General features: G+C 65.8%; 17 protein-coding genes. 7 read left to right on the top strand and 10 right to left on the bottom strand.

Annotated features, from left to right (window positions below):
• Positions 1-68: 68 nt before the first annotated feature.
• The gene (locus METLW4_RS0110285) at positions 69-1,190 is read left to right on the top strand and encodes a helix-turn-helix domain-containing protein (RefSeq protein WP_018266121.1); all 1,122 of its coding nucleotides are present in this window, start codon (positions 69-71) and stop codon (positions 1,188-1,190) included.
• A gap of 77 nt (positions 1,191-1,267) precedes the next feature.
• On the opposite strand, the gene METLW4_RS24595 is transcribed toward METLW4_RS0110285, so the two are convergent.
• The 4 genes from METLW4_RS24595 to ptsP all read right to left on the bottom strand — a co-directional run bounded on the left by METLW4_RS24595 (position 1,268) and on the right by ptsP (position 5,725).
• The gene (locus METLW4_RS24595; RefSeq protein ID WP_018266120.1) at positions 1,268-1,540 is read right to left on the bottom strand and encodes a hypothetical protein; all 273 of its coding nucleotides are present in this window, start codon (positions 1,538-1,540) and stop codon (positions 1,268-1,270) included.
• A gap of 107 nt (positions 1,541-1,647) precedes the next feature.
• Positions 1,648-2,067, bottom strand: coding sequence for a hypothetical protein (locus METLW4_RS0110275; RefSeq protein WP_018266119.1), 420 nt, complete (start codon positions 2,065-2,067; stop codon positions 1,648-1,650).
• Positions 2,068-2,129: 62 nt separating this feature from the next.
• Positions 2,130-3,200 (bottom strand): peptide chain release factor 1, encoded by a 1,071-nt coding sequence (gene prfA / locus METLW4_RS0110270; RefSeq protein WP_018266118.1) that lies wholly within the window; start codon positions 3,198-3,200, stop codon positions 2,130-2,132.
• A gap of 257 nt (positions 3,201-3,457) precedes the next feature.
• Positions 3,458-5,725, bottom strand: coding sequence for a phosphoenolpyruvate--protein phosphotransferase (gene ptsP, locus METLW4_RS0110265; RefSeq protein WP_018266117.1), 2,268 nt, complete (start codon positions 5,723-5,725; stop codon positions 3,458-3,460).
• A gap of 299 nt (positions 5,726-6,024) precedes the next feature.
• Between ptsP and METLW4_RS0110260 the strand changes: the two genes are divergently transcribed.
• From METLW4_RS0110260 to METLW4_RS0110250, 3 genes are all read left to right on the top strand, one after another.
• Complete coding sequence (locus tag METLW4_RS0110260; RefSeq protein WP_018266116.1) at positions 6,025-8,895, top strand: sensor domain-containing phosphodiesterase; 2,871 nt, start codon at positions 6,025-6,027, stop codon at positions 8,893-8,895.
• Positions 8,896-9,120: 225 nt separating this feature from the next.
• Positions 9,121-11,259 (top strand): NAD-dependent DNA ligase LigA, encoded by a 2,139-nt coding sequence (ligA, locus tag METLW4_RS0110255; RefSeq protein WP_018266115.1) that lies wholly within the window; start codon positions 9,121-9,123, stop codon positions 11,257-11,259.
• Between the two features lie 272 nt (positions 11,260-11,531).
• A complete protein-coding gene (locus tag METLW4_RS0110250; RefSeq protein WP_018266114.1) occupies positions 11,532-12,539 on the top strand; it encodes a methyltransferase in 1,008 nt (335 codons plus the stop codon).
• 59 nt (positions 12,540-12,598) lie between these two features.
• Here METLW4_RS0110250 and METLW4_RS27760 read toward each other — a convergent pair whose 3' ends face one another.
• Together METLW4_RS27760 and METLW4_RS26450 are read right to left on the bottom strand one after the other, a co-directional pair.
• Entirely contained in the window at positions 12,599-13,234 is a 636-nt protein-coding gene (locus METLW4_RS27760; RefSeq protein ID WP_157235050.1) for a hypothetical protein, read from the bottom strand.
• A 142-nt stretch (positions 13,235-13,376) separates the two neighbouring features.
• Positions 13,377-14,228 (bottom strand): invasion associated locus B family protein, encoded by an 852-nt coding sequence (locus METLW4_RS26450; protein ID WP_018266112.1) that lies wholly within the window; start codon positions 14,226-14,228, stop codon positions 13,377-13,379.
• 125 nt (positions 14,229-14,353) lie between these two features.
• On the opposite strand from METLW4_RS26450, the gene METLW4_RS0110235 reads away from it, so the two are divergent.
• The gene (locus METLW4_RS0110235; protein ID WP_018266111.1) at positions 14,354-14,773 is read left to right on the top strand and encodes a hypothetical protein; all 420 of its coding nucleotides are present in this window, start codon (positions 14,354-14,356) and stop codon (positions 14,771-14,773) included.
• 2 nt (positions 14,774-14,775) lie between these two features.
• On the opposite strand, the gene METLW4_RS0110230 is transcribed toward METLW4_RS0110235, so the two are convergent.
• Together METLW4_RS0110230 and ubiG are read right to left on the bottom strand one after the other, a co-directional pair.
• On the bottom strand, positions 14,776-16,272 hold the full coding sequence (locus tag METLW4_RS0110230; protein ID WP_018266110.1) for a methyltransferase domain-containing protein: 1,497 nt from the start codon (positions 16,270-16,272) through the stop codon (positions 14,776-14,778).
• A 62-nt stretch (positions 16,273-16,334) separates the two neighbouring features.
• Positions 16,335-17,108 carry a bifunctional 2-polyprenyl-6-hydroxyphenol methylase/3-demethylubiquinol 3-O-methyltransferase UbiG gene (gene ubiG / locus METLW4_RS0110225; RefSeq protein ID WP_018266109.1) on the bottom strand — a complete coding sequence of 258 codons (774 nt, stop codon included), beginning with the start codon at positions 17,106-17,108 and terminating at the stop codon, positions 16,335-16,337.
• Positions 17,109-17,417: 309 nt separating this feature from the next.
• Here ubiG and METLW4_RS0110220 point away from each other — a divergent pair, with 309 nt between their 5' ends.
• Together METLW4_RS0110220 and METLW4_RS0110215 are read left to right on the top strand one after the other, a co-directional pair.
• Positions 17,418-18,650 (top strand): aspartate kinase, encoded by a 1,233-nt coding sequence (locus METLW4_RS0110220; RefSeq protein ID WP_018266108.1) that lies wholly within the window; start codon positions 17,418-17,420, stop codon positions 18,648-18,650.
• A 70-nt stretch (positions 18,651-18,720) separates the two neighbouring features.
• Complete coding sequence (locus METLW4_RS0110215; RefSeq protein ID WP_018266107.1) at positions 18,721-19,131, top strand: DUF2267 domain-containing protein; 411 nt, start codon at positions 18,721-18,723, stop codon at positions 19,129-19,131.
• Positions 19,132-19,227: 96 nt separating this feature from the next.
• On the opposite strand, the gene murJ is transcribed toward METLW4_RS0110215, so the two are convergent.
• Together murJ and METLW4_RS0110205 are read right to left on the bottom strand one after the other, a co-directional pair.
• The gene (murJ, locus tag METLW4_RS0110210; RefSeq protein WP_018266106.1) at positions 19,228-20,766 is read right to left on the bottom strand and encodes a murein biosynthesis integral membrane protein MurJ; all 1,539 of its coding nucleotides are present in this window, start codon (positions 20,764-20,766) and stop codon (positions 19,228-19,230) included.
• A gap of 151 nt (positions 20,767-20,917) precedes the next feature.
• Positions 20,918-21,892, bottom strand: a complete 975-nt coding sequence (locus METLW4_RS0110205; protein ID WP_018266105.1) for a glycosyltransferase family 2 protein — start codon at positions 21,890-21,892, stop codon at positions 20,918-20,920.
• Positions 21,893-21,979 lie beyond the last annotated feature (87 nt).

Genomic DNA, 21,979 nt, shown 5'->3' with positions numbered 1-21,979 from the left:
GCGGTCGGCCCGGCGACGGTTCGGCCGCCGCCGCCGCGTGATCGGGCGGCCGTGAAAAGGCGTCTCAAATGCCCCTCTATTCCGCCAGCCTGACGGAGGCGGCGCGTGATAAATTCTTCGGCCGCGGCGAGCTGCCGACAGTCGAGCTGAAACAGCCGATCCTGCGCTCTTGGCTGCGCTGCGCCGAGCTCGGCCTCGACGCCGCCCGGCCGTCGCGCGTCGCGCCGCTCGAGCGGAGCGAGCTGCAGATGTTTCTCGCGCGGCACGAGCGGTTGCGGCGCTTGTGCCGGCCCGAGCTCGACGCGCTGAACGCCGAGGCGCATGAGACGGGCGCGATCGTCATTCTCGCCGACGCCCAGGGCATGGTGGTCGACGCCATCGGCGATATCGGCTTCGCCGGCCAAGCGGCGGAAATCGCGCTGAAGCCGGGCGCGCTCTGGAGCGAGGCGGCCGCCGGCACCAACGCCATCGGCGCCGCGCTGGCCGAGCGGCGGGCCATGGCAGTGCATGGCGGCGAGCATTTCTACGAGAGCCACAATATTTTGAGCGGCGCGGCGGCGCCCATCGTCGATCCGCGCGGCGTCGTCGTCGGCGCGCTGGCGCTCGCCGCTCACGCCGCCGTGCAGCGCGTGCATGCGCTGGGGCTGGTGCGCTTCGCGGCGGAGCAGATCGAGCATCGCTTCTTCGGCGGCGGCGCTTTCGCGGCGGCCACCTTGCTGCGCTTCCACACTGATCCGGCCGTCGTCGGCGCGCCGCGCGAGGGCCTGCTCGCTTTCGACGAGGACAAGCGCCTCATCGCCGCCAATCGCCGCGGCCTCTCCTTCGTGCAGCGCGATTGGTGCGCGCTCGATGTCGCGCGATTGGAGGAGCTGTTCGAGCCGCTGCGAGCCGGGCCGCAAATGGGGGAGATCATCGGGACCGACGGACGGCGCTATTATGGCCTCGCCAACACGCCCGGCGTCTGCCGCGCGCGGCCGACCGATTGTCCCTGGGAGCTGCAGGACATCTGCTTCGAGCCGCCCTCCGCGCGGCTCGCGGAGCACCGCCTGCGCGACGCCGAGCTGTCGGCGATGCGCGCGGCGCTCGACGCTTGCGACGGCAATTTCAGCAAGGCGGCGCGCATTCTCGGCGTGCATCGCAGCACGCTCTATCGCCGCTTGAGCGAGCGGGCGGGAGAGAGGGCGCGCTAGAATCTTTCCGGTCGAGAGGCGCGGCCGCTTCGAGATCGAAGGGCCGCGCCTTTTCGGGCTCGCTCATCCGCGCTGGCTCACTCGCAGACGCGCATGTGGCGGAAGTAGAGGACATTGCCCCAATCGTCGGTCACCGGGCGGCGGGCGATGTAGCAATTGCTGGGCGCCTCGGAGGCGGCGATGGCGCCGAGAGTCAGCGCGGTCAGCGCGCCCGCCGCGGCGACGCCGCCCCAATAGTGGCCGTGATGACCGTGACGCCAATAGGGATCCGCCTGGGCGGTGGAGGCGGTGAAGGTCGAGGCGGCGAGAGTGGCGGCCAGCAGGCCGGCGGCGAGGAATTTCTTGGACATTTTTGCGCTCCGTGGCTCGGTGTCGTTCACGTCTCTCGTGAACGTCCCGAACTTACGAAGCGCCGAGCGCCATGGATGTGCGCCTTCGCACGAGACCGTCGTCGGCGTCAGTCGTCGATCACCTCGATCTCATTGTGATCGCACCACTCCCGCAGCGCCGCTTCCTGGGCTTTCGCCTCGAAGTCATACCAAGCGTCGAGCGCATCGCGTCGCTCGAGGAAGTTCTTGAAACGCGAGAACGCGCCCTTCCGCATAAAAATTTCCCGAACGTCGTCGAAGCCATCCGCTAGAAATAGGCGCGTGAATTCGAGCGCGAGCGGCTTGCCGAGACCGAGCGCATTCGGGCTCGGAAGCTCGAGATATTTCTCGTCGTCCTCGATATCGTCGGGCAATTCCTCGAGATCTTCGTCGAGGTCGGTTCGCCAATAGATCCGGCCCGTCTCTCGGCAGAGAAAAACCTCCGGGCCGGCTCCGTCGGCGCTGACGGATTGGGAGGCCTCGTGCAATTCCTTCCATTTGACCGGCATGATTTGACTTCCGGGCCGAGGGGGAATGCTGAAAGACGATTATACGCCCAAAAGCGCGGCTATCACTCCTCGCTCTGCGCGAGCAGCTTCGCCTGATGATCCGTCGTCAGCGCGTCGAAAATCTCGTCCATCTCGCCTTCCATCACGCGATCGAGCTTGTAGAGCGTCAGATTGATGCGATGGTCGGTGACGCGCCCTTGCGGAAAATTATAGGTGCGGATGCGCTCCGAGCGATCGCCCGAGCCGACCTGCGCCTTGCGGTCGGCGGCGCGCGCATTGTCGAGGCGCTGGCGTTCTGCGTCATAGAGCCGCGAGCGCAGCACCTCCATCGCCTTGGCCTTGTTGCGATGCTGCGAGCGCTCCTCCTGCATCATCACGACGATGCCGGATGGAATATGCGTGATGCGGATCGCCGATTCGGTCTTGTTGACATGCTGGCCGCCGGCGCCGCCGGAGCGCATCGTCTCTATGTTGAGGTCCTTGTCGTCTATGGCGACGTCGACATCCTGGGCCTGCGGCAGCACGGCGACCGTCGCCGCCGATGTGTGAATGCGTCCCTGCGTCTCCGTCGCCGGCACGCGCTGCACGCGATGCACGCCGGATTCGAACTTTAATTTCGCATAGACGCCACGGCCGGCGATCTCGGCGACGATTTCCTTATAGCCGCCGAGCGCGCCTTCGCTGGCGGAGAGAATGTCGACGCTCCAGCCTTTGACGCCGGCGTAGCGCTGATAGGCGCGGAAGAGATCGCCAGCGAAGAGCGCGGCCTCATCGCCGCCGGTGCCGGCGCGCACCTCGAGGATGACGCCCTTCTCGTCGGCGGAATCTTTCGGCAGCAGAGCGAGCTTCAGCTCATGCTCGGCGCTGGTCAGCGCTTCCTGCGCGACATCGAGCTCGCCTTCGACGAACTCGCGCATGGCCGGATCGATCGCCGGATCGGCGAGCATCTCGCCGGCGCCGGCGATCTCGGCCAGCGTCGCGCGATAGATTTTGATCTTGGCGACGACATCGTCGAGCGAGGCGAGCTCGCGCGAGAGCGCGACGAAGCTCGCGGCGTCCGGCCCGGAGCTGAGCCTGTCGGCGATCTCCTCGTGACGACGCAGAATGAGGTCGAGCTTGTCTTGGGCGAACATGGGGCGAGCCGAGCGAGAGGGTAGGGGATGGCGTGGAGCGAGGCGCGAGCGTCGCTAGCGGCCCCGGTCTTTCGCGCGCCCCCTCGGCTTTTCATCGCTGTGCGGGGCCGGCCCCCTCCCCAACCCTCCCCCGCTACGCGGGAGAGGGAGCAGACTGCGCGCGTCATCGAGATTTCGCGCAGCGCCGGCCATTCCCTCTCCCGCGTAGCGGGGGAGGGTGAGGGAGGGGGCGTTTCCGCGTTCGAATCGGCCCATGCTCAAACCGGAATATCGCGGGCGGCGGCGAATTCGCGCAAAGTCTCGCGCAGGCTCGGCGCGCCGTCCTCTCTGGCGAGCAGCGAGGCCAGGAACACCTCCGCCTCGTCGAGATTGACGGCGAGGATCATCGCCTTCACCGGTCCGATCGACGACGGCGACATGGACAGCGAGCGATAGCCGAGCGCGAGCAGCGCCAGCGCCTCCAGCGGACGGCCGCCCATCTCTCCGCACAGCGTCACCGTCTTGCCGGCGCGCTTGCCCGCGGCGGCGATGCGCTCCAACGCGCGCAGCACGGGGGTGGAGAGCGTGTCGTAGCGCTTGGAGACCCGCGTGTTGTCGCGATCGGCCGCATACATGTATTGCACCAGATCATTGGAGCCGACCGACAGAAAATCGGCGCGCGCGGCGATCGTGTCGAGCTCCCACAGCAGCGACGGCACCTCGACCATGGCGCCGAGCTGCACATTGGTCGGCGGCGCATGGCCGTGGCGCTCAAGATGCGCGAGCTCGCGATGCGCGATCGCCTTGGCCGCCTCGAACTCCGCGACATTGGCGATCATCGGGAACATGATGCGCACATCGCGTCCGCCGGCCGCTTTCAGCATGGCGCGGATCTGCATGCGCAGCAGGCCCGGCCGATCGAGGCCGATACGGATCGCGCGCCAGCCGAGCGCCGGATTCTCCTCGTCGATCGTCGCCATATAGGGCAGGATTTTATCGCTGCCGATGTCGAGCGTGCGGAAGGTGACGGGGCGGTCCTGCACCGCGTCGAACACCGCCTTGTAGAGCAGGAACTGCTCGTTCATGCGCGGGAAGCGCGGCGCCAGCATGAATTGCAGCTCGGTGCGGAACAGGCCGATGGAGCGTGCGCCGGTCTCGTGCAGATGCGGCACGTCGACGATGAGGCCGGCGTTCATATGCAGCGCGATCTCCACGCCGTCCTTGGTGACGGCGGGCACGTCGCGCAGCTTGGCGTATTGCTCCATGCGGCGGGCGCGCAGCCGCGCCTTCTCGCCATAGGCTGTCTGCACATCCGGCGGCGGGCGGATGTGGACGTCTCCGGTCACGCCGTCGACGATGACGGCGTCGCCCGCCTCGACGAGATCGGTCACATTGGCGGCGAGGCCGACCGTCGCGATGCCGAGCGCGCGGGCGACGATGCCGACATGGCTCGCCGGGCCGCCTTCCTCCAGCACCAGGGCACGCAGCCGCGAGCGGTCGTAGTCGAGCAGCGCCGCCGGCCCCATGTTGCGGGCGATGAGAATGGCGTTCTCGGGGATCGATTCGCGCTCGGCCACATAGCTCTGCCCGGTGAGCTGATGCAGCAGCCGATTGGCGAGATCGTCGAGATCGTGGAGCCGGTCGCGCAGATAGGGGTCGGTCTGGCGTTGCAGCTTGGCGCGGGCGTCGTTCTGCACGCGCTCCACCGCGGCCTCCGCCGTCAGGCCGCTGCGCACGGCCTCGTGCAGCCGGCGCACCCAGCCGCGGTCATTGGCGAAGATGCGCACCGCCTCCAGCACCTCGCGATGCTCGCCGGCGCCCATGCGGTCGCCATGGGCGACCAATTCGTCGATGGAGAGGCGCATCGCCTCGATCGCCGCATCGACGCGCTGGATCTCCGCGGCGATATCCTCGGCGATGAGCTGCTTCACGACGACGCGCGGCTCGTGCAGCACGGCGTAGCCGAGCCCGACGCCCTCGCACATGGGCGCGCCCTTCACCGCCACCGGCCGGTCGAGCGCGAAGCTCTCCGGCGTCTTGGCGATGGAGCGCAGCTCGCCCGAGGCGATCATCTCGGCGACCAGCATCGCCGTCGTCTGCAGCGCCTCTATCTCCTCCTCGGAATAGATGCGCCGCACGCGGTTCTGCACGACGAGCACGCCGAGCGTGTTGCCGCCGCGCAATATCGGCACGCCGAGGAAGGAGTGGTAGATCTCCTCGCCCGTCTCCGGCTTGTACGAGAAGGAAGGATGCTCCTGCGCCTCGGAGAGGTTCAGTGGCTCGGCGCTTTTGGCGATGAGGCCGACGAGGCCCTCGCCGGCGTGCATTGTGGTGAGATGCACCGCCTCGCGATTGAGGCCTTCGGTCGCATAGAGCTCGAGCCGCTGATCGGCGCGCAGCACATAGACCGAGCAGACTTCCGCCACCATATTGGACGCGATGAGCACGACGATCTTGTCGAGCCGCGCCTGCGCGCTCACCGGCTCCGCCATGACCTCGCGAAGCCGGCGGAGCAGCAAGCGGGGTCCGCCGAGAGCGCTACGCATCCAGTTTCCTTAGTTTCGACAGGCTGTCGCCGCCAGACGAGGGCTCTGCGTGGACGCATCTCCCAAATCTAGAGAACTTCTAAATTTCTGCCCTGTTCCTGTTTCAGCGTATATTGGCCCCGTTCGGCCTCCGCAAGCGCGGCCGCTCGCCCGCTCGCGATACGCAAAGACCATACCGGCTTGCAGAGCGACGACTTAGCCGGTACCAGTCAAAATTCAGACAAGAAGAAATCCGAAAGCCGACCGGTCCACCTCGCGACATTCGGACTTTTTCGGCCTGCGCGCCAGAGACGAGATTCGTGCCGCTATCCAGATATCTGATCGCCCTCCTGTTTCTCGTCCTCTGCGGGTCGCCGGCGCTCGCCATCGATTCCGTGCGCGTGCCGCAGGACGCCTCCGCCATCGACCTCACCCATGCGGTGGAGAAATATTCATCCGAGGGCGACCGCCTCCAGGTGTCGACCGCCCCCGGCTCCGATGGAATCATCCGACGCATCGAGGTGGGCGCCAAGGAAGCGGGCACCCGCCCCAGCTGGATCGTCTTCGCGCTCACAAATGATACGGATGAGCAGCTGGAGCGGCTGATCGTCGCTCCGCATTTCCGGCTCCAGGGCTCCGGCGTGATCTGGCCGGATCTCGGCGCGACGCGCATTTCGGCCATCACCGCGAGCCAGGGGTTCCCGCCGGAACATGAGGAAAGCGGGGACGCCGATGTTTTTCGCCTGACCCTCGATCCCGGCACGACGATCACCTATGTCGCCGAGCTGCGCACGCCCAATCTGCCGCAGCTCTATCTGTGGGAGCCGGACTCCTACAAGGACAAGGTGACGAGCCTCACGCTGTACAAGGGCATCGTCATCGGCATCGCGGGCCTTTTGGCGCTGTTCCTCACAATCGTCTTCGTCGTCAAAGGCGCGGTGATCTTTCCGGCGGCGGCGGCGCTCGCCTGGTCGGTGCTGGCCTATGTCTGCATCGATTTCGGCTTTTGGGCCAAGATCTTCGGCGTCGATCCCAACGCCGACCGCATTTGGCGCGCCGGCGCCGAGACGGTGCTGTCGGCGACGCTGGTGGTGTTTCTCTTCGCCTATCTCAACCTCAACCGCTGGCATGTGCGCGCCTGGCATGTCGCCGCGCTCTGGCTGCTGATTCTCGCCGATCTCGTCGGCCTCGCCATTTTCGACGCGCCGGTGGCGGCGGGCGTCGCCCGCATCTCGCTGGCCACGGTCTCGGCGGTCGGCTTCGTGCTGGTCCTCTATCTGGCGACGCATGGCTTCGATCGCGCCATCATGCTGATTCCGACATGGTTTCTGCTGCTGCTCTGGGTCTGCGCGGCGGGCTTCACCGTGGCCGGCTGGCTGACCAATGACCTCGTCTCGCCGGCGCTGGTCGGCGGCCTGGTGCTGATCGTGATGCTGATCGGCTTCACCGTTATGCAAAATGCCTTCGCCAGTGGCGGCCTCGCCCATGGCGCGATCTCCGACACCGAGCGCAAGGCGCTGGCGCTGACCGGGGCCAATGAGATCGTCTTCGACTGGGATGTGCCGGCCGACTACATCTATGTGAGCCCGGAGGTGGAGGAGCAGCTCGGCCTCGACCGTGGCGGGCTCGAGGGAGCGGCCTCCTCCTGGCTCGCTCTGCTGCATCCTTTCGAGCACGACCGCTATCGCGCCTGCCTGGACGCGCTGCTCGAGCAGCGGCGCGGGCGCATCAATCAGGAATTCCGTCTGCGCGCCGCGGACGGCCATTATTTCTGCTACCGGCTGCGGGCGCGCCCGGTCATCGGGCAGGATGGCGAGGTGATCCGCGTCGTCGGCACGCTCATCGACGTCACCGACGAGCGCAACGCGAGGGAGCGGCTGCTGCATGACGCCGTCCACGACAATCTGACCGGCCTGCCCAATCGCGAGCTGTTCTTCGACCGGCTGGAGGCGGCGCTGGTCTTCGCCGGGCTCGAGGCCGGCCTGCGGCCCACTGTGCTCGCCGTCGATATCGACCGTTTCCGCCAGATCAACGAGCAGGTCGGCGTCGCCACCGGCGATTCGATCCTGCTCACCATCGCCCATCGCCTCACCCGGCTCCTGCAGCAGCAGGACACTCTGGCGCGGCTCGACGGCGATCGCTTCGCCATCATCCTCGTCTCCGAGACCAACGCCGACCATGTGATCGCGCTGGCCGATTCGGTGCGGCGGACGCTGGCGACGCCGGTGCGCTTCACCGATCGCGAGATTTCGCTGTCGGTGTCGATCGGCGTGGCGCTCTTCGACAAGGAGTTGCATCCCGACCGGCACGAGATGCTGGAGGACGCCGAGATCGCGCTGCGCCACGCCAAAAAGCTCGGCGGCAATCGCATAGAGGTGTTCCGCCCGGCGATGCGCGCGCAGCGCTCCGACCGGCTGACCCTGGAGGCCGATCTGCGCCGCGCGCTGGAGCGCGGCGAGATCAAGGTGTTCTTCCAGCCGGTGGTGCGGCTCGAGGATCGCACCATCGCCGGCTTCGAGGCGCTGCTGCGCTGGGACCATCCGCGCCTCGGCCAGCTCGATCCGAGCGAGTTCAGCCAGGTCGCCGAGCAGACCGGCCTCGTCGTCGATTTCGGCCTTTTGGCGCTGGAGCGCACCGCGCGCGAGCTCGCCGCCTGGCAGCGCGCGCTCGCCGTCGATCCGCCGATCTTCGCCTGCGTCAACATAGGCTCGCGGCAATTGCTGCGGCACGATCTGTTGCGCGACGTCAAAAGCGTGCTGATGCGCAACGACATCGTCAAAGGCAGCCTCAAGCTCGAGCTGAGCGAAGGGCTGGTGATGGAAAATCCCGAATACGCCGCGCAAATGCTCGGCCGCATCAAGGAGCTGGGCGCCGGCCTCGCGATGAGCGATTTCGGCTCCGGCTATTCCTCGCTCGCCTATTTGCAGAGCTTCCCCTTCGACACGATCAAGATCGGCCGCTCCTTCACGCGCCAGACCGGCAAGGGCTCGCGCGCGGTGATTCTGCGCTCGCTGATCTCGCTGGCGCATGATCTCGGCATGGATGTCGTCGCCGAGGGCGCCGAGACGGAATCGGACGCCATCGAGCTCTATCAGCTCGGCTGCGCCTATGCGCAGGGCTACGCCTTCGGCCGCCCGATCAGCCCGATGGAGGCGCGCAGGCTGGTGGGCGCCGCGCCCGAGGCGGCGTAGGGCAGGGGCGTTACTTCCTTCTCCCGCTCGTGGGAGAAGGCGGCCCGACGAAGTCGGGTCGGATGAGGGTCCTTTCGAATATCCATACGCTTTGCGTCATCGCGCAAATAATCGTAAACGGCGGAAGCGGCGCGAGCCCTCATCCGACCCTCGCTGACGCGAGGGCCACCTTCTCCCACGAGTGGGAGAAGGCGCGTGCGCTGGTTTTCAAGTTCGGAAGTCATCATGAGCGCTGATGATGGTCGCCCCTCGGGCAAACGCGCCGAGAGAAAGCCAACGCCGATCGAAGATCTCTCGCCGCGGCGGGCGAAGCTCGAATATTCGCGGCTCGCGGAACAGCTCGCCGAATATGACCGCCGCTATTATCAGGAAGACTCCCCCGCGGTCAGCGACGCCGAATATGACGCGCTGCGCCAGCGCTATGAGGCTTTGGAAAAAGCCTTTCCCGAGCTTGCTTCCGACGCCTCGCTGACCAAGAAGGTCGGCGCCGCGCCGGCGGAGAAATTCGCCAAGATAAAACATGTCGTGCCGATGCTCTCGCTCGGCAATGTCTTCGCGGATGAGGATGTCCATGAATTCGTCGCGCGCGTGCGGCGCTTTCTGGGCTTCTCCGACGAGGCGCCGCTCTTCTTCACCGCCGAGCCGAAAATCGACGGCCTCTCCTGCTCGCTGCGTTATGAGAAGGGCGCGCTCGTCTATGCCGCGACGCGCGGCGACGGCTATGAGGGCGAGGACATCACCGCCAATATTCGCACGCTCGAGGAAATCCCGCAGCGCCTCAATGGCGAGAGCTGGCCGGATGTGCTGGAGGCGCGCGGCGAGGTCTATATGCGGCGCGAGGATTTCTTCGCGCTCAATGAGAGACAGGCGGCGGCGAATAAGCCGCTCTTCGCCAATCCGCGCAATTCCGCCGCCGGCTCGCTGCGCCAGCTCGATCCCAAGGTGACGGCGAGCCGGCCCTTGCGCTTCTTCGCCTATAGTTGGGGCGAGGTCAGCGTCATGCCCGCCGACACGCAATATGGCATGGTGCAGGCGCTGGCGAGCTTCGGCCTGCCGACCAATCCGCTCACCAAAATTTGCGTCGGCGCCGATGAGATGCTCGCGCATTTCCGCGATATAGAAGCGCGCCGCGCCACGCTCGGCTATGACATAGACGGCGTCGTCTACAAGGTGGACGATATCGGCCTGCAAATTCGCTTGGGCTTCGTCTCGCGCGCGCCGCGCTGGGCGGTGGCGCATAAATTTCCCGCCGAACAGGCGAAGACCATTGTGCGCGGCATAGACATAAATGTCGGCCGCACCGGCGCGCTGACGCCCATCGCGCGGCTGGAGCCGGTGACGGTCGGCGGCGTCGTCGTCTCCAACGCCACTCTGCACAATGAGGACGAGATCGCGCGCAAGGATATTCGCGTCGGCGACACCGTCGTCGTGCAGCGCGCCGGCGACGTCATTCCGCAGATCGTCGAGGTGGTGCTGGACAAGCGGCCGGAGGGGACGAAGCCTTACGAGTTCCCGCATGTCTGCCCGGCCTGCGGCTCGGCTGCGGTGCGCGAGATCGACGAGAAGGGAGTCGCCGATGTGGTGCGCCGCTGCACGGGCTCGCTGGTCTGTCCGGCGCAGGCGATCGAGCGCTTGAAGCATTTCGCCTCGCGCAACGCCATGGATATTGAGGGGCTCGGCGACAAGCAGATCGAGGCTTTCTTCGAGGAGGGTCTCATTCGCACGGCGTCCGAGATTTTCACTCTCGCAGAGCGAAACCGAACGAGCCTGACCAAGCTCGAGAACAGAGAGGGCTATGGCGAGACCTCGGTGCGCAATCTCTTCGCCGCGATCGACGCGCGGCGCAGCGCGCCGATCAATCGTTTCCTCTTCGCGCTCGGCATTCGCCATGTCGGCGAGACCAACGCCAAGCGCCTCGCGCGCCATTTCGGCGATTTCGCCAGCCTGCGCGACACGGCGCGCGAGGCCGCGCCGGGAAGCGAGGCGCGCGAGCGCATCGAAGCGATCGAAGGCATTGGCGGGGTCGTCGCCGAGGCGCTCTATGATTTCTTCGCCGAGCCGCACAATGAGCGCGAGATCGACGCCCTGCTGCAGCATGTGACGCTGGAGCCCATGCCGCAGATCGAGAGCGCTTCGCCGGTCGCCGGCATGACGGTGGTCTTCACCGGCGCGCTGGAGAGGCTGACGCGCGATGAGGCCAAGGCGCAGGCCGAGCGCTTCGGCGCGAAAATTTCCGGCTCCGTGTCGAAGAAGACCGATCTCGTCGTGGCGGGGCCGGGCGCCGGCTCCAAGCTCGCCAAGGCCAAGGAACTCGGCGTCGAGGTCATCAGCGAAGAGGAATGGTTTTCGCGCACAGGGCAATAGGGTCGAAGTCGACCGGCGCTGCGCCAAATGGTAAGACGAGTCTGTCATTTTGAAAGTAGGGCGGTCCCTTCTCCCACTCGTGGGAGAAGGTGGCCCTCGCGTCAGCGAGGGTCGGATGAGGGCCCGGCCCGCCTAGCGCGATCTCAGAGAGATTTTTTGAAGCGCCGCGAACCGCGGCCGCCGCCCTCATCCGACCCGGCTACGCCGGGCCACCTTCTCCCGCAAGCGGAAGAAGGAGACGCGCGCGAAGATCGCTGTTTGTGAGGACAAAGATGAGCCAGCTCTCCCCGGAAAAAATCCTCGGTCTCGGATTCGCCTTTTGGAATTCGAAAGTCCTGCTCACGGCGGTCGAACTCGGCCTGTTCACTGTCCTGGCGGAAGGCCCGGCCGACGCCGAAACGCTGCGCGGCCGGCTCGGCCTGCATGAGCGTTCGGCGCGCGATTTCTTCGATGCGCTGGTGGCGCTCGGAATGCTCGAGCGCGAGAACGGCCTCTATCGCAACACGGCGGAGACGGATCTCTTCCTCGATCGCGCCAAGCCGAGCTATGTCGGGCAGATATTGGAAATGTCCAATCTGCGCTTGTTCGCGAGCTGGAACCGCCTCACCGATGCGTTGCGCACCGGCGCCGCGCAGAGCGAGAACGCCGCCGACGGGGATTTTTTCGGCGCTCTCTACGCCGATCCGCAAAAGCTGCGCGGCTTCCTTACTGCGATGAGCGGCATAAGCGCCGGTCCGGCGCAGGCCATCGCCGCGAAATTCCCGTGGAAGGATTATGCGAGCTTCGTCGATGTCGGCTGCGCGCAGGGCATGGTTCCCGTCACGGTCGCGCGCGCGCATCCGCATCTTATCGGCGGCGGCTTCGATCTGCCGCAGGTGCAGCCGATCTACGACGATTTCGTCGCGCAGAACGGCCTATCGGATCGACTGCGCTTCTATTCGGGCGATTTCTTCAAAGATGCGCTGCCCAAGGTCGACGTCATCGTCATGGGGCATATTCTTCACGATTGGAATCTCGAGGAGAAGCGCCTGCTGCTCGCCAAGGCCTATGAGGCGCTGCCGAAGGGTGGGGCGCTCATCGTCTATGAGGCGCTGATCGACGACGAGCGCAAGACCAACGCCTTCGGACTGCTGATGAGCCTCAACATGCTGATCGAAACGCCCGGCGGCTTCGATTACACCGGCGCGGATTGCCAGGGCTGGATGCGTGAGGCCGGCTTCTCGCAGACGCGCGTCGAGCATTTGCTGGGGCCCGATTCGATGGTCGTCGGCGTGAAGTGAGCTTTGCGAAGCGTCGCGAAGCAATCCCGATGCAAGACGGCTCTTGCGACGCTGGCTCGTCAATAAGCGAGATATTCTGGATTGAAGATGTAGACGAGGCCAGAGTATCGCTCATCGACCCAGGCGTAGGGTTGATGGATGCCCGCCTGTCCACGACACAGTATCTCGACGAGCCAACCATTCTGGCTCAGCAATCCCGAGCGCGGGTCGACGGTGTTGGACGTCGAAAACAGATTGAAAATATTTCTAATTTCATCGAGATCGCAGTGCATGAAAAAGAAGCTGCTATGATCTAACAGCAGTCGAGGTATCGCATTCGAGGTAAGGTTATCGAGCTCGATAAATCCGCTGAACAAAATTTCATGCGCTCGGCTACGCATAACCTCTTCAGAGCGAACGCCATTCGGTAGGGCGACGCCTGCATCCGCCAGACGTCTCCAAAGTTTTTTGTAACGGGTAATGCGGTTGTCTTCCAACCACCCACTATGCGCAAAAAGCACGGGACGTCCGTTGAGGTGTGTCGCCGCTACTCGTGGCGCCATGATGTCCAGTATCTCTGCAGTTACAATTTCTTTGTCCGACCAGTTGTTGTCGACGTATCCGACTGCGCTCAAGCAGCAAGGAAGCTTGTCTGCTATAAAGAATTCGTTGTCCTTCCGAAGATCCTGAACGCTCACAAATCGCTTGGCGGCCATAACGACGACCTTGTAGAACTAAGTTGAATTTTGAGCTTCGCGTCGAGCCTAAAGCCGCGACAACCCATTATCAATGGCGTTCGTCTCAAAGGATCGATAGTGCCGCGCTGATCGTGGCGCCGGGGGCCCCCGTCGCGCTCGCCTACGGGCATTCCTTTTGCACGCGGCCGAGCGCGTCCGAGAGGCCCTTCAGCGAATAGCTGTCGGTCGTGACATTGCCCTTGGCCGAGGGCGCCTTGACGACGAGCTTTGTGCCGCTCTTCAACGCCTCGACGAATTCTTTCTCTTTCGCCGGATTCTTCACCCAGGCGTTGGAGCCTTTGGTCACGAGCTCGAAATTGTCGCCGTCGATGTCGGCGCTGGCGGCGCCGCCATCCTTGGCCGCGAAGCCGAGGATGATCGCCACCTCATTGCGCACGCCTTCGCCGGGCCGCGTCGAGATGAAGACATAGGCCTTGTCGCGCTGCAATTTCGCCGGCTGGCGATCTTTCGGCTCGGCGAGCGCATAGCAGGTCTTGTCCTTGCCCTGCCCATGCGCGGTCATGGCGTTCCAATCGCCATAGGAGCCGATGGCGGTCGGCGTCTTGGCGCCGGGCTTCTCTTTCTCGGCCGGCTTCTCCTTGCCCGCCGACTTGGCGTCCTTGCCGCCCGAGTCCTTGCCGGCATGGTCCTTGCCGCCTTTGACAGGCTTGCCGTTCTTGTCCTTGGCGGGCTTGGCGTCCGGCTCCTCGGACTCGTCCGCGGCGGCGGCCTTTTTCGCATCCGCGGGCTTCTTCGCCTCGGCGGTCTTTTTCGCGTCCGCGGGCTTTTTGGCGGCGTCCGGCTTTTTCGTCTCCGGCTTTTTCGCCTCCGATTTGGCGGGCTTCTTCTTATCGGCCTTGGGTTCGGCGGCCGCATCCTCGGCCGCCGGCTTTTCTTTGGCGAGCGCCGGCGCCGCGACAGTGAGGCCGAGGCCGGCGGCGAGAAGGAGGGGAAGGAAAGAAGGGCGAATCATGGCCGCAATTCTATCGCCCGCGCCTGTGGCGAACCAGTGGCGGCGTCACAGATGAAGGCGGATCGCTGGAATGTTTCCTGCTTGGCGCGTGCGCGCGAAAGACGCGCGCGAAACGGGATGCTTCCATGGCCAGACGGCATATTCTCTATATCGAGCGCGGCAAATTGCCGGATCGCGCCGCGCATCAAAAGGCGATCGACGCGACCAAGATCGGCGTCGCGCTGGATCACGACTACGCGCCTTTCGCCGTCGAGGGCTATCTGCCCTGCACCTATGACGGCGAGGACGCCGGCTTCGACATTCGCTTCTCGGAGCGCGACCCCGCCGCGGCGCTGTCGCCGGAACTGGCCGCGGCGATCGGCGGCCGCGATGCGCAGATCGCCATCAAATGGTCGAGCGACCCTCGCGAGAAGATCGCGGCGCTGGCCTTCAGCGCCGCGCTCGCCAAGGATTTCGAAGCGATCGCCCATGATCCCGAGAAGGACAAGATCATCGCCGCCGACGCGCTGCTGAAGCAGGCGAAGGCGGCGCAGGACGAGCTATAGTCTCAGCGTTTCCGCAGCAGGACCAGCCGGCCGTCGACCGGCCGGTTGGCCTCTATGCGGATCGTCGTCGCCCGCGAGACGAGCGGGACGAAGTCCTTTTGCGAGAGCGCCTCTATATAGGCCGGATCATGCGCGAAGCGGCCGGCGGGATCGAGCGCGTAATCCGTGCCGGCGCCGGTCTCGAAGCTGAATGCGAAGACGCCGCCCGGCGCGAGACGCGCCGCCGCGCCGGCGAACAGCGCCGAGAGATCGCCGAGATAGATCAGCATATCGAGCGCGACCACGAGATCGAAGCGCTCGTCGCAGCCGGCCAAAAACGCCTCCGCGTCCTGCTCCACGAGCCGCGAATAGAGTCCGCGCTCGCGCGCTTTCTCCAGCATGCGGGAGGAGAGGTCGACGCCGACGATCTGCGCGCCGAAGCCGGCGAGCATGGGCGCCGCGAGGCCGGTGCCGCATCCGAGGTCGAGAATGCGTGGAAAGCTGCTCGCGGTTTCCGCCAGCAGAGGCTGCAATGTCTCCGGCACGCGATAGTCGAGCCTCTCCGTGAGGTGACGGTCGAAGTCCGGCGCATAGAGATCGAAGCAGGCGGCGATATAGGCCGGCGAGGCGCGCTCGCGCGGCGTCCCGCGCAGCGCGTCGAGATGGAATGGGATGATCTGATCGTCCGGCGCCGCGCGCAGCAGCGCCTCGCCGAAGCGAATCGCCGCCTCCTTGTGGCCGAAGCCGCAGAGCGCGCGGAACACCACGCGGCCGATGCGTGCGTCCTCCTCCGCGTGAAGCCCGGCGGCGCGCCGATAGGCGGCGAAGGCGTCCTCGGGCGAGGCGTGCAGCGCCGTTTCCACGCAAGCGGCGAGCGCATATTTGCGGACGATCGCCGCTTCCTCGGGCAGAGCGGCGGCGGCGGGCGCCAGAGCGGCGCGCGCGGCCGCGAACTCGCCGATTAGATAGAGCGTCTGGCCATAGCAGGCGTAGAGGCCGGGCGTGGCGACGCCGCGCTCCAGCGCGCCGCGCAGCAGCGTGACGGCTTCGTCATAGCGGCGGCTCTCGAGGCAGATGAGGCCGAGCCCGGTCGCCGCCTCGGCGCAGGCGGGATCGAGATCGAGCGCCGCGAGATAGGAATGCTCGGCGGTGGCGGTCTCGCCGATTTCGTTGCAGAGGCTGGCGACGGTGAGCCAGACCTGCACGCGGCTCGGATCGCGCTCCAGCGAGGCGATGAAGCATTGCAGCGCGTCGGCCTTGCGGCCGTCGAGCCAGAGCACCGCGCCGAGATCGGCGAGGAGATGAGCGTCCTCGGGCGTCAGCGAGGCGGCCGTCGTCAGAGCGGCGACCGCGCCGGTCACATCGCCCTCCTGCCAGAGGCCGAGGCCGAGATAGCGCAAAGCTTTGACCGGCGATTCGCCGGCGTCCATCATTTCAGCGAAACGAGGAAAGCGCGCGCGCCAGACAGCGAGCGTGTCGATAAGGTCCGGCGGCGACGGCGGAGAAATATGCAGACTCATGCGGCTATGCTCCCGAAACAAACGGGACATATCCTGCCGCGCCGAGCTGTCGTCAGGCTGGCCTAGCCGACCTTTGTCGCGGCCATCATGTAATTCACATCGGTGTCGTGGCTCTTGCGCCAGCTGCGCGTCAGCGGCTGGAAGCTCATGCCGGAGCGGTCGATCTCGCGCAGACCGGCGCGGCGCAGCCAGGCCGACAATTCGTCGGGCCGCACGAATTTGTCATGGTCGTGCGTGCCGCGCGGCACCCAGCCCAGCACATATTCGGCGCCCAGAATCGCCAGCGCATAGCTCTTCAGCGTGCGGTCTATCGTGGCGAGAAACAGCATCCCGCCGGGCTCGACCAGCGAGGCGAGCGTCGCGACGAAATCGCTCTGTCCTTCGACATGCTCCAGCACCTCCATGGCGACGACGATATCGAAGCGCGCGCCTTCCGCGGCCAGCGCCTCGGCGGTACTGTTGCGATAGGCGATGTCGAGGCCGGAGCGCTCCGCATGGCGGCGCGCCACCTCTATATTATTGGGCGCGGGATCGACCGCCGCGACATTCGCGCCCAGCTCGGCCAGCGATTCGCTCAATATGCCGCCGCCGCATCCGATATCGACGAGCCGCAGCCCCGCGAGCGGCTCCGCGTCGTGACGGTCTCGGGCCGCGCCGTCCACGCGAAAATGCCGGCAGGCGAGATCGCGGATGTAATTAACGCGGACAGGATTGATGTCGTGCAAAATGCCCATTTTTCCCGTGGCGTCCCACCACAGCTCGCCGAGCCGGTCGAAGCGGTCGACGTCTTTCGGGTCGACGCTGGCGGAATGGGGGCGGTCATGATGCTGCGGCACGCTTGTCCTCTCTCATCGGCTCTCGGGGCGCCGAACTGTTCGAAGAAGGTTTCCTCATCCTGAGGAGCCCACGCAGTGGGCGTCTCGAAGGACGAGGAAGCCGTCATCCCCGCCTTCTGGAACCCTCGTGCTTTAAAGACGCGCCTTTTCAGGCGCTCCTCGGCATGAGGGGGCGGGGGCTTGGTCCAGTCCCCGCCGCGGCGTTGACACCGGCGACGGGGGCGTCACATATACGCCCGCTTTTGGTCGGATGCGAGCGGCCATCCGGCTCGCCCCGAGCCGGGCCCGTGTTTCCAATCTAGGTCGGTCATGGCTCGTCTGGTGATGAAATTCGGCGGCACCTCGGTCGCCAATGTGGAACGCATCCGCAATGTCGCGCTCCATGTGAAGCGCGAGGTGGAGGCGGGCTACAAGGTCGCCGTCGTGGTCTCGGCCATGTCCGGCAAGACCAATGAGCTGGTCGCCTGGTGCAAGGACGCCGCCGTTCTGCACGATCAGCGCGAATATGACGCCGTCGTCGCCTCCGGCGAGCAGGTGACCGCTGGCCTTCTGGCCATCGCCCTGCAGAATCTCGGCCTTGCGGCGCGCTCGTGGCTCGGTTGGCAAATCCCGATCCTGACCAGCGACGCCCATGGCTCCGCGCGGATTCAGTCGATCGACGGCTCGGCGCTGCTCTCGGGCTTCGATCGCGGCGAGGTCGCCGTCATCGCCGGCTTTCAGGGAATTCACCAGCCGAGCGGCCGCATCACCACGCTCGGCCGCGGCGGCTCGGACACGAGCGCCGTCGCCGTCGCCGCCGCGATCGAGGCGGACCGCTGCGACATTTATACGGATGTCGACGGCGTCTACACCACCGATCCGCGCGTCGTTCCCAAGGCGCGGCGCATGGAGCGCATCGCCTTCGAGGAGATGCTGGAAATGGCCTCGCTCGGCGCCAAGGTGCTGCAGGTGCGCTCGGTGGAGGTGGCCATGGTGCATGGCGTCCGCACCTTCGTCCGCTCGTCCTTCGACGATCCGGCCCGTCCCAACAGCGGCACGCTGATCTGCAAAGAGGAGGATATTGTGGAAGCCCAGGTCGTGACCGGCATCGCCTTCTCGCGTGACGAGGCGCAGATCACCCTTCGCGGCGTCGCCGACAAGCCCGGCGTGGCGGCCGCGGTCTTCGTGCCGCTGGCCGAGGCCGGCGTCAATGTCGACATGATCGTGCAGGTCGCCTCCGACGCGACCATGACCGACATGACCTTCACCGTGCCGGCTGCCGAATATGAGCGCTGCCTCTCCATTCTCGAGAAGGCCAAGCCCTCGATCGGCTATGCCGGTCTCGCCGGGGCCAAGGATGTGGCGAAGGTCTCGGCCATCGGCATCGGCATGCGCAGCCACGCCGGCGTCGCCGCCCGCGCCTTCAAGGCGCTGGCCGAGAAGGGCGTGAACATTCGCGCCATCACCACTTCGGAGATCAAATTCTCCGTGCTGATCGACGCCGCCTATACGGAGCTCGCCGTCCGCACGCTGCATTCGCTCTACGGCCTCGACGCCGAGTGAGCCGCTGCGAATTCGTCGCAATCGCCGCGTAATTGTCGAGACCGAGCTTTTTTTGAAGTAGGAGCCGAGCATGGATGAATTGATCGCCCGCATTTCCGCAGCGCTCGGCGTCGAGCCCGAGACGGCGCGCCTCGCCGCTGGTCATGTGCTCGGCTTTTTCCGCAAGGAATTCCCGGACGGTCCGGCGGCCGATCTCATCGCCAAGCTGCCCGGCGCCGAGGAGGCGATCGCCGCGGCCGAGGCGGCTCCGGCGGCGGATGGCGGGCTGCTCGGCGGCTTGCTGGGCGGGCTCGGCGGCCTCGTCGGCGGCTCCAAGGGCGATCTGATGGCGCTCGCCGGCCGGCTCTCCAGCGTCGGCCTCTCCATGGATCAGAGCCAGGCGCTGGCCAAGGAGTTCTTCGCCCATGCCGAGGGGCTGGTGGGCAAGGAGAAGCTGAAGGAAATTACCGATTCGGTGCCGGGGCTGTCGCAGTTTCTGTGAGGCCGTTTTCGTCCAGCGGACAGAAGCGAGCCTGAAGGCTCGCGGTCCGGGGCGGGCGTTGGACCGCGAGCCTTCGGGCTCGCTTCTCGATGCGTGTCAGCGTTTCGCCCGTCGCAGCTGCGACAGGCGCAGGCCGAAGGCGCGCAGGCAGACGGCGAGAACGCCCGCATAGACGAGCGCTCCCGCTGCGCCCAGCAGCAGCAGAGCGGCGATGTCGCGCATCGGCCCGAGGCGCCCAGCCAGCGCCATCGCCGGCCCATAGCCATAAAAGGCCGTCGCCAGCAAAGGCGCGCTGGCGCAGAGGCTCGCGATGGAGACGCGCAGAAACGTCTCGTCGAAGCGCATCGCCCCGCGATGCAGCGCGAGGCCGATCAGCGCCGCGAGATTGATCCATAGGCCGACGGAGGTCGCAGTGGCGAGGCCCGGCGCGCCCATCGGCTCATAGAGCGCGATCTTCAGCCCCACATTCACGACGACGGCGCCGAGCGCGACATACATGGGCGTCTTGGTGTCGCCATGCGCCTGAAAGCTCGCGCGCGCCGAGGCGATCAGCACCAGCGCCATCAGCCCGCCGCCATAGGCCGCGAGCACATCGGCGGCGGCGACGGCGTCGGCGTGGGTGAAGGCGCCGCGCAGGAAGACGCCGCTCATGATGAGCTCGGGGATCGTCACAAAGGCGATGAAGAAAGGCGCGGCCAGCGCCACTGTCAGCGCCATCACGCGATTTTGCGCCGCATGGGCGCCGTCCTCGTCGCCGGCGGCGATGCGGCGGCTCATCTCCGGCAGCAGCACTGTGCCGGCCGCGAGGCCGATGACGCCATTGGGGAGCTGATAGATGCGATCGGCGTAATTGATCGAGGAGACGCCGCCGTCCGGCAGCATCGACGCGATGATCGTATCGGCGAAAATGGCGATCTGCCCGCTCGCCGAGCCGATCACCGCCGGCCCCAGCATCAGGAAGAATTCGCGCACGCGCTTCCAATGCGGCCGCGCGAGGCCTTCCATCACGCCGATCATGCGGGCGTTGGCCATCAGCAGAGCGAGCTGCAAGACGCCGGAGATGGTCACGCCCCAGGCGGCGGCATAGGCAGCGCTCGGAAACAGAAAGGCGACGGCGAGCGCCGCGATCATGGTGAGATTGAGCAGATTTGGCGCGAAGGCGGGCGCGGCGAAACGGCCATTGGCGTTGAGCGTGCCCTGATGCAACGTGACCAGAGTCATGCAGAGCAGATAGGGGAAGGTGATGCGCGTCAGCGAAACGGCGAGCGCGAATTTCTCCGGCCGATCATCGAGCCCCGGCGCGAGCAGGGCGACGAATTGTGGCATGAAGGCGTAGGCGAGAAGGAGCAGAACGATCTGCGAGGCGAGCAGAAGCGTGAACACCTCGCTCGAGAATTCCTTCGCCGAGTCTTTTCCTTGCTGCTCGAGCGCCTTGGAATAGCAGGGGACGTAAGCGGCGTTGAAGGCGCCTTCGCCGAAAATGGCGCGGAAATGATTGGGCAGGCGAAAGGCGATGAAGAAAGCGTCCGCCGCGAGCCCGGCGCCGAGAATGCCCGACAGCATCACATCACGCAGAAAGCCGGTGATGCGCGAGAGCAGCGTGAAGCCGCCGACAGAGAGGAGATTGCGGATCATGGAGCAACCACACCCCTCATGCTGAGGAGCGGCCGCAGGCCGCGTCTCGAAGCACGAGGGGCTCCAGAAGGCGGAACCGATAGATGCGGCGTGCTTCGAGACGCGCCTTTCAGGCGCTCCTCAGCATGAGGGGGGCTCTGGAATCGATTGGTCACTCGAGCGGCCTCGCCGTTTCGTCTTCCACCCCTACACGCTCAGCGACGAGATAGAGCGGGCGTCCTTTCACCTCGCCGAAAATGAGCGCGATATACTCTCCGAGCACGCCCAGCGAGAACAATTGCATTCCGCCGAGAAAGGCGATGGAGACGATCAGCGAGGCGTAGCCGGGGACATCCACGCCATAGAACACCGTGCGCCAGAAATAATAGGCCGCCATGGCGAGCGCGAAGGTCGAGACGGTGATTCCGATCACCGCCCAGACCTTCAGCGGCACGGAGGAGAAGGACATCAGCCCGTCGAGCGCGAAGCGGATGAGCTTGGCGTAATTGAATTTGGAGCGGCCGGAGGCGCGCTCCTCCACCTCGAAAGGCACGCCGATCGATTTGAAGCCGATCCAGGCGAAGAGGCCTTTCGAAAAGCGCGCCCGCTCGCGCATGCGCGAGAGCGCGTCGATCGCCTGGCGGTCGAGCAGGCGGAAATCGCCGGCGCCGCGCGGCAGCGGCGTCTCGCCGAAACGATCGAACAGGCCGTAGAAGAGATTGGCGAAGAGCGTTCGCATCAGCGGCTCGCCGGCGCGGTCGCGGCGCACGCCATAGACGTTCTTATAGCCCTCGCGCCATTTGGCGACGAATTCGGCGATCGTCTCCGGCGGATGCTGGAGGTCGGCGTCCATCAGCGCCACGGCCGCGCCGCGGGAATGGTCCAGAGCGGCGGCTATGGCGATCTCCTTGCCGAAATTGCGGCTGAAGGACACTGCTTTGACGCGGGCGTCCTCTCTATGCAATTCGCGCAATCCCGCGAGCGTTTCGTCCGAGGAGCCGTCATCGACGAAAACGATCTCGAAAGAGGCGGCGCAACGCTCCAGCACGGGCTTCAGCCTGGCGACCAGCGGGCGAAGATTGGCCGCCTCGTTGAAGACCGGAATGGCTACGGATATCTCCGGCGGATTTTCGGCTTTATCGTCCATCGCTCGCCTTATAGGTTCGGACCGGGCAAGAGAAACGGGCAAGACCTAGGCGGGCGCGCGAAAATGCGCAAGCGCGCCGAAGCCGGG

This window comes from Methylosinus sp. LW4, from assembly GCF_000379125.1.
GTDB lineage: Bacteria > Pseudomonadota > Alphaproteobacteria > Rhizobiales > Beijerinckiaceae > Methylosinus.
Note: the sequence above shows the minus strand (reverse complement) of the source record. Positions and strands in the feature narration are given on the sequence as shown.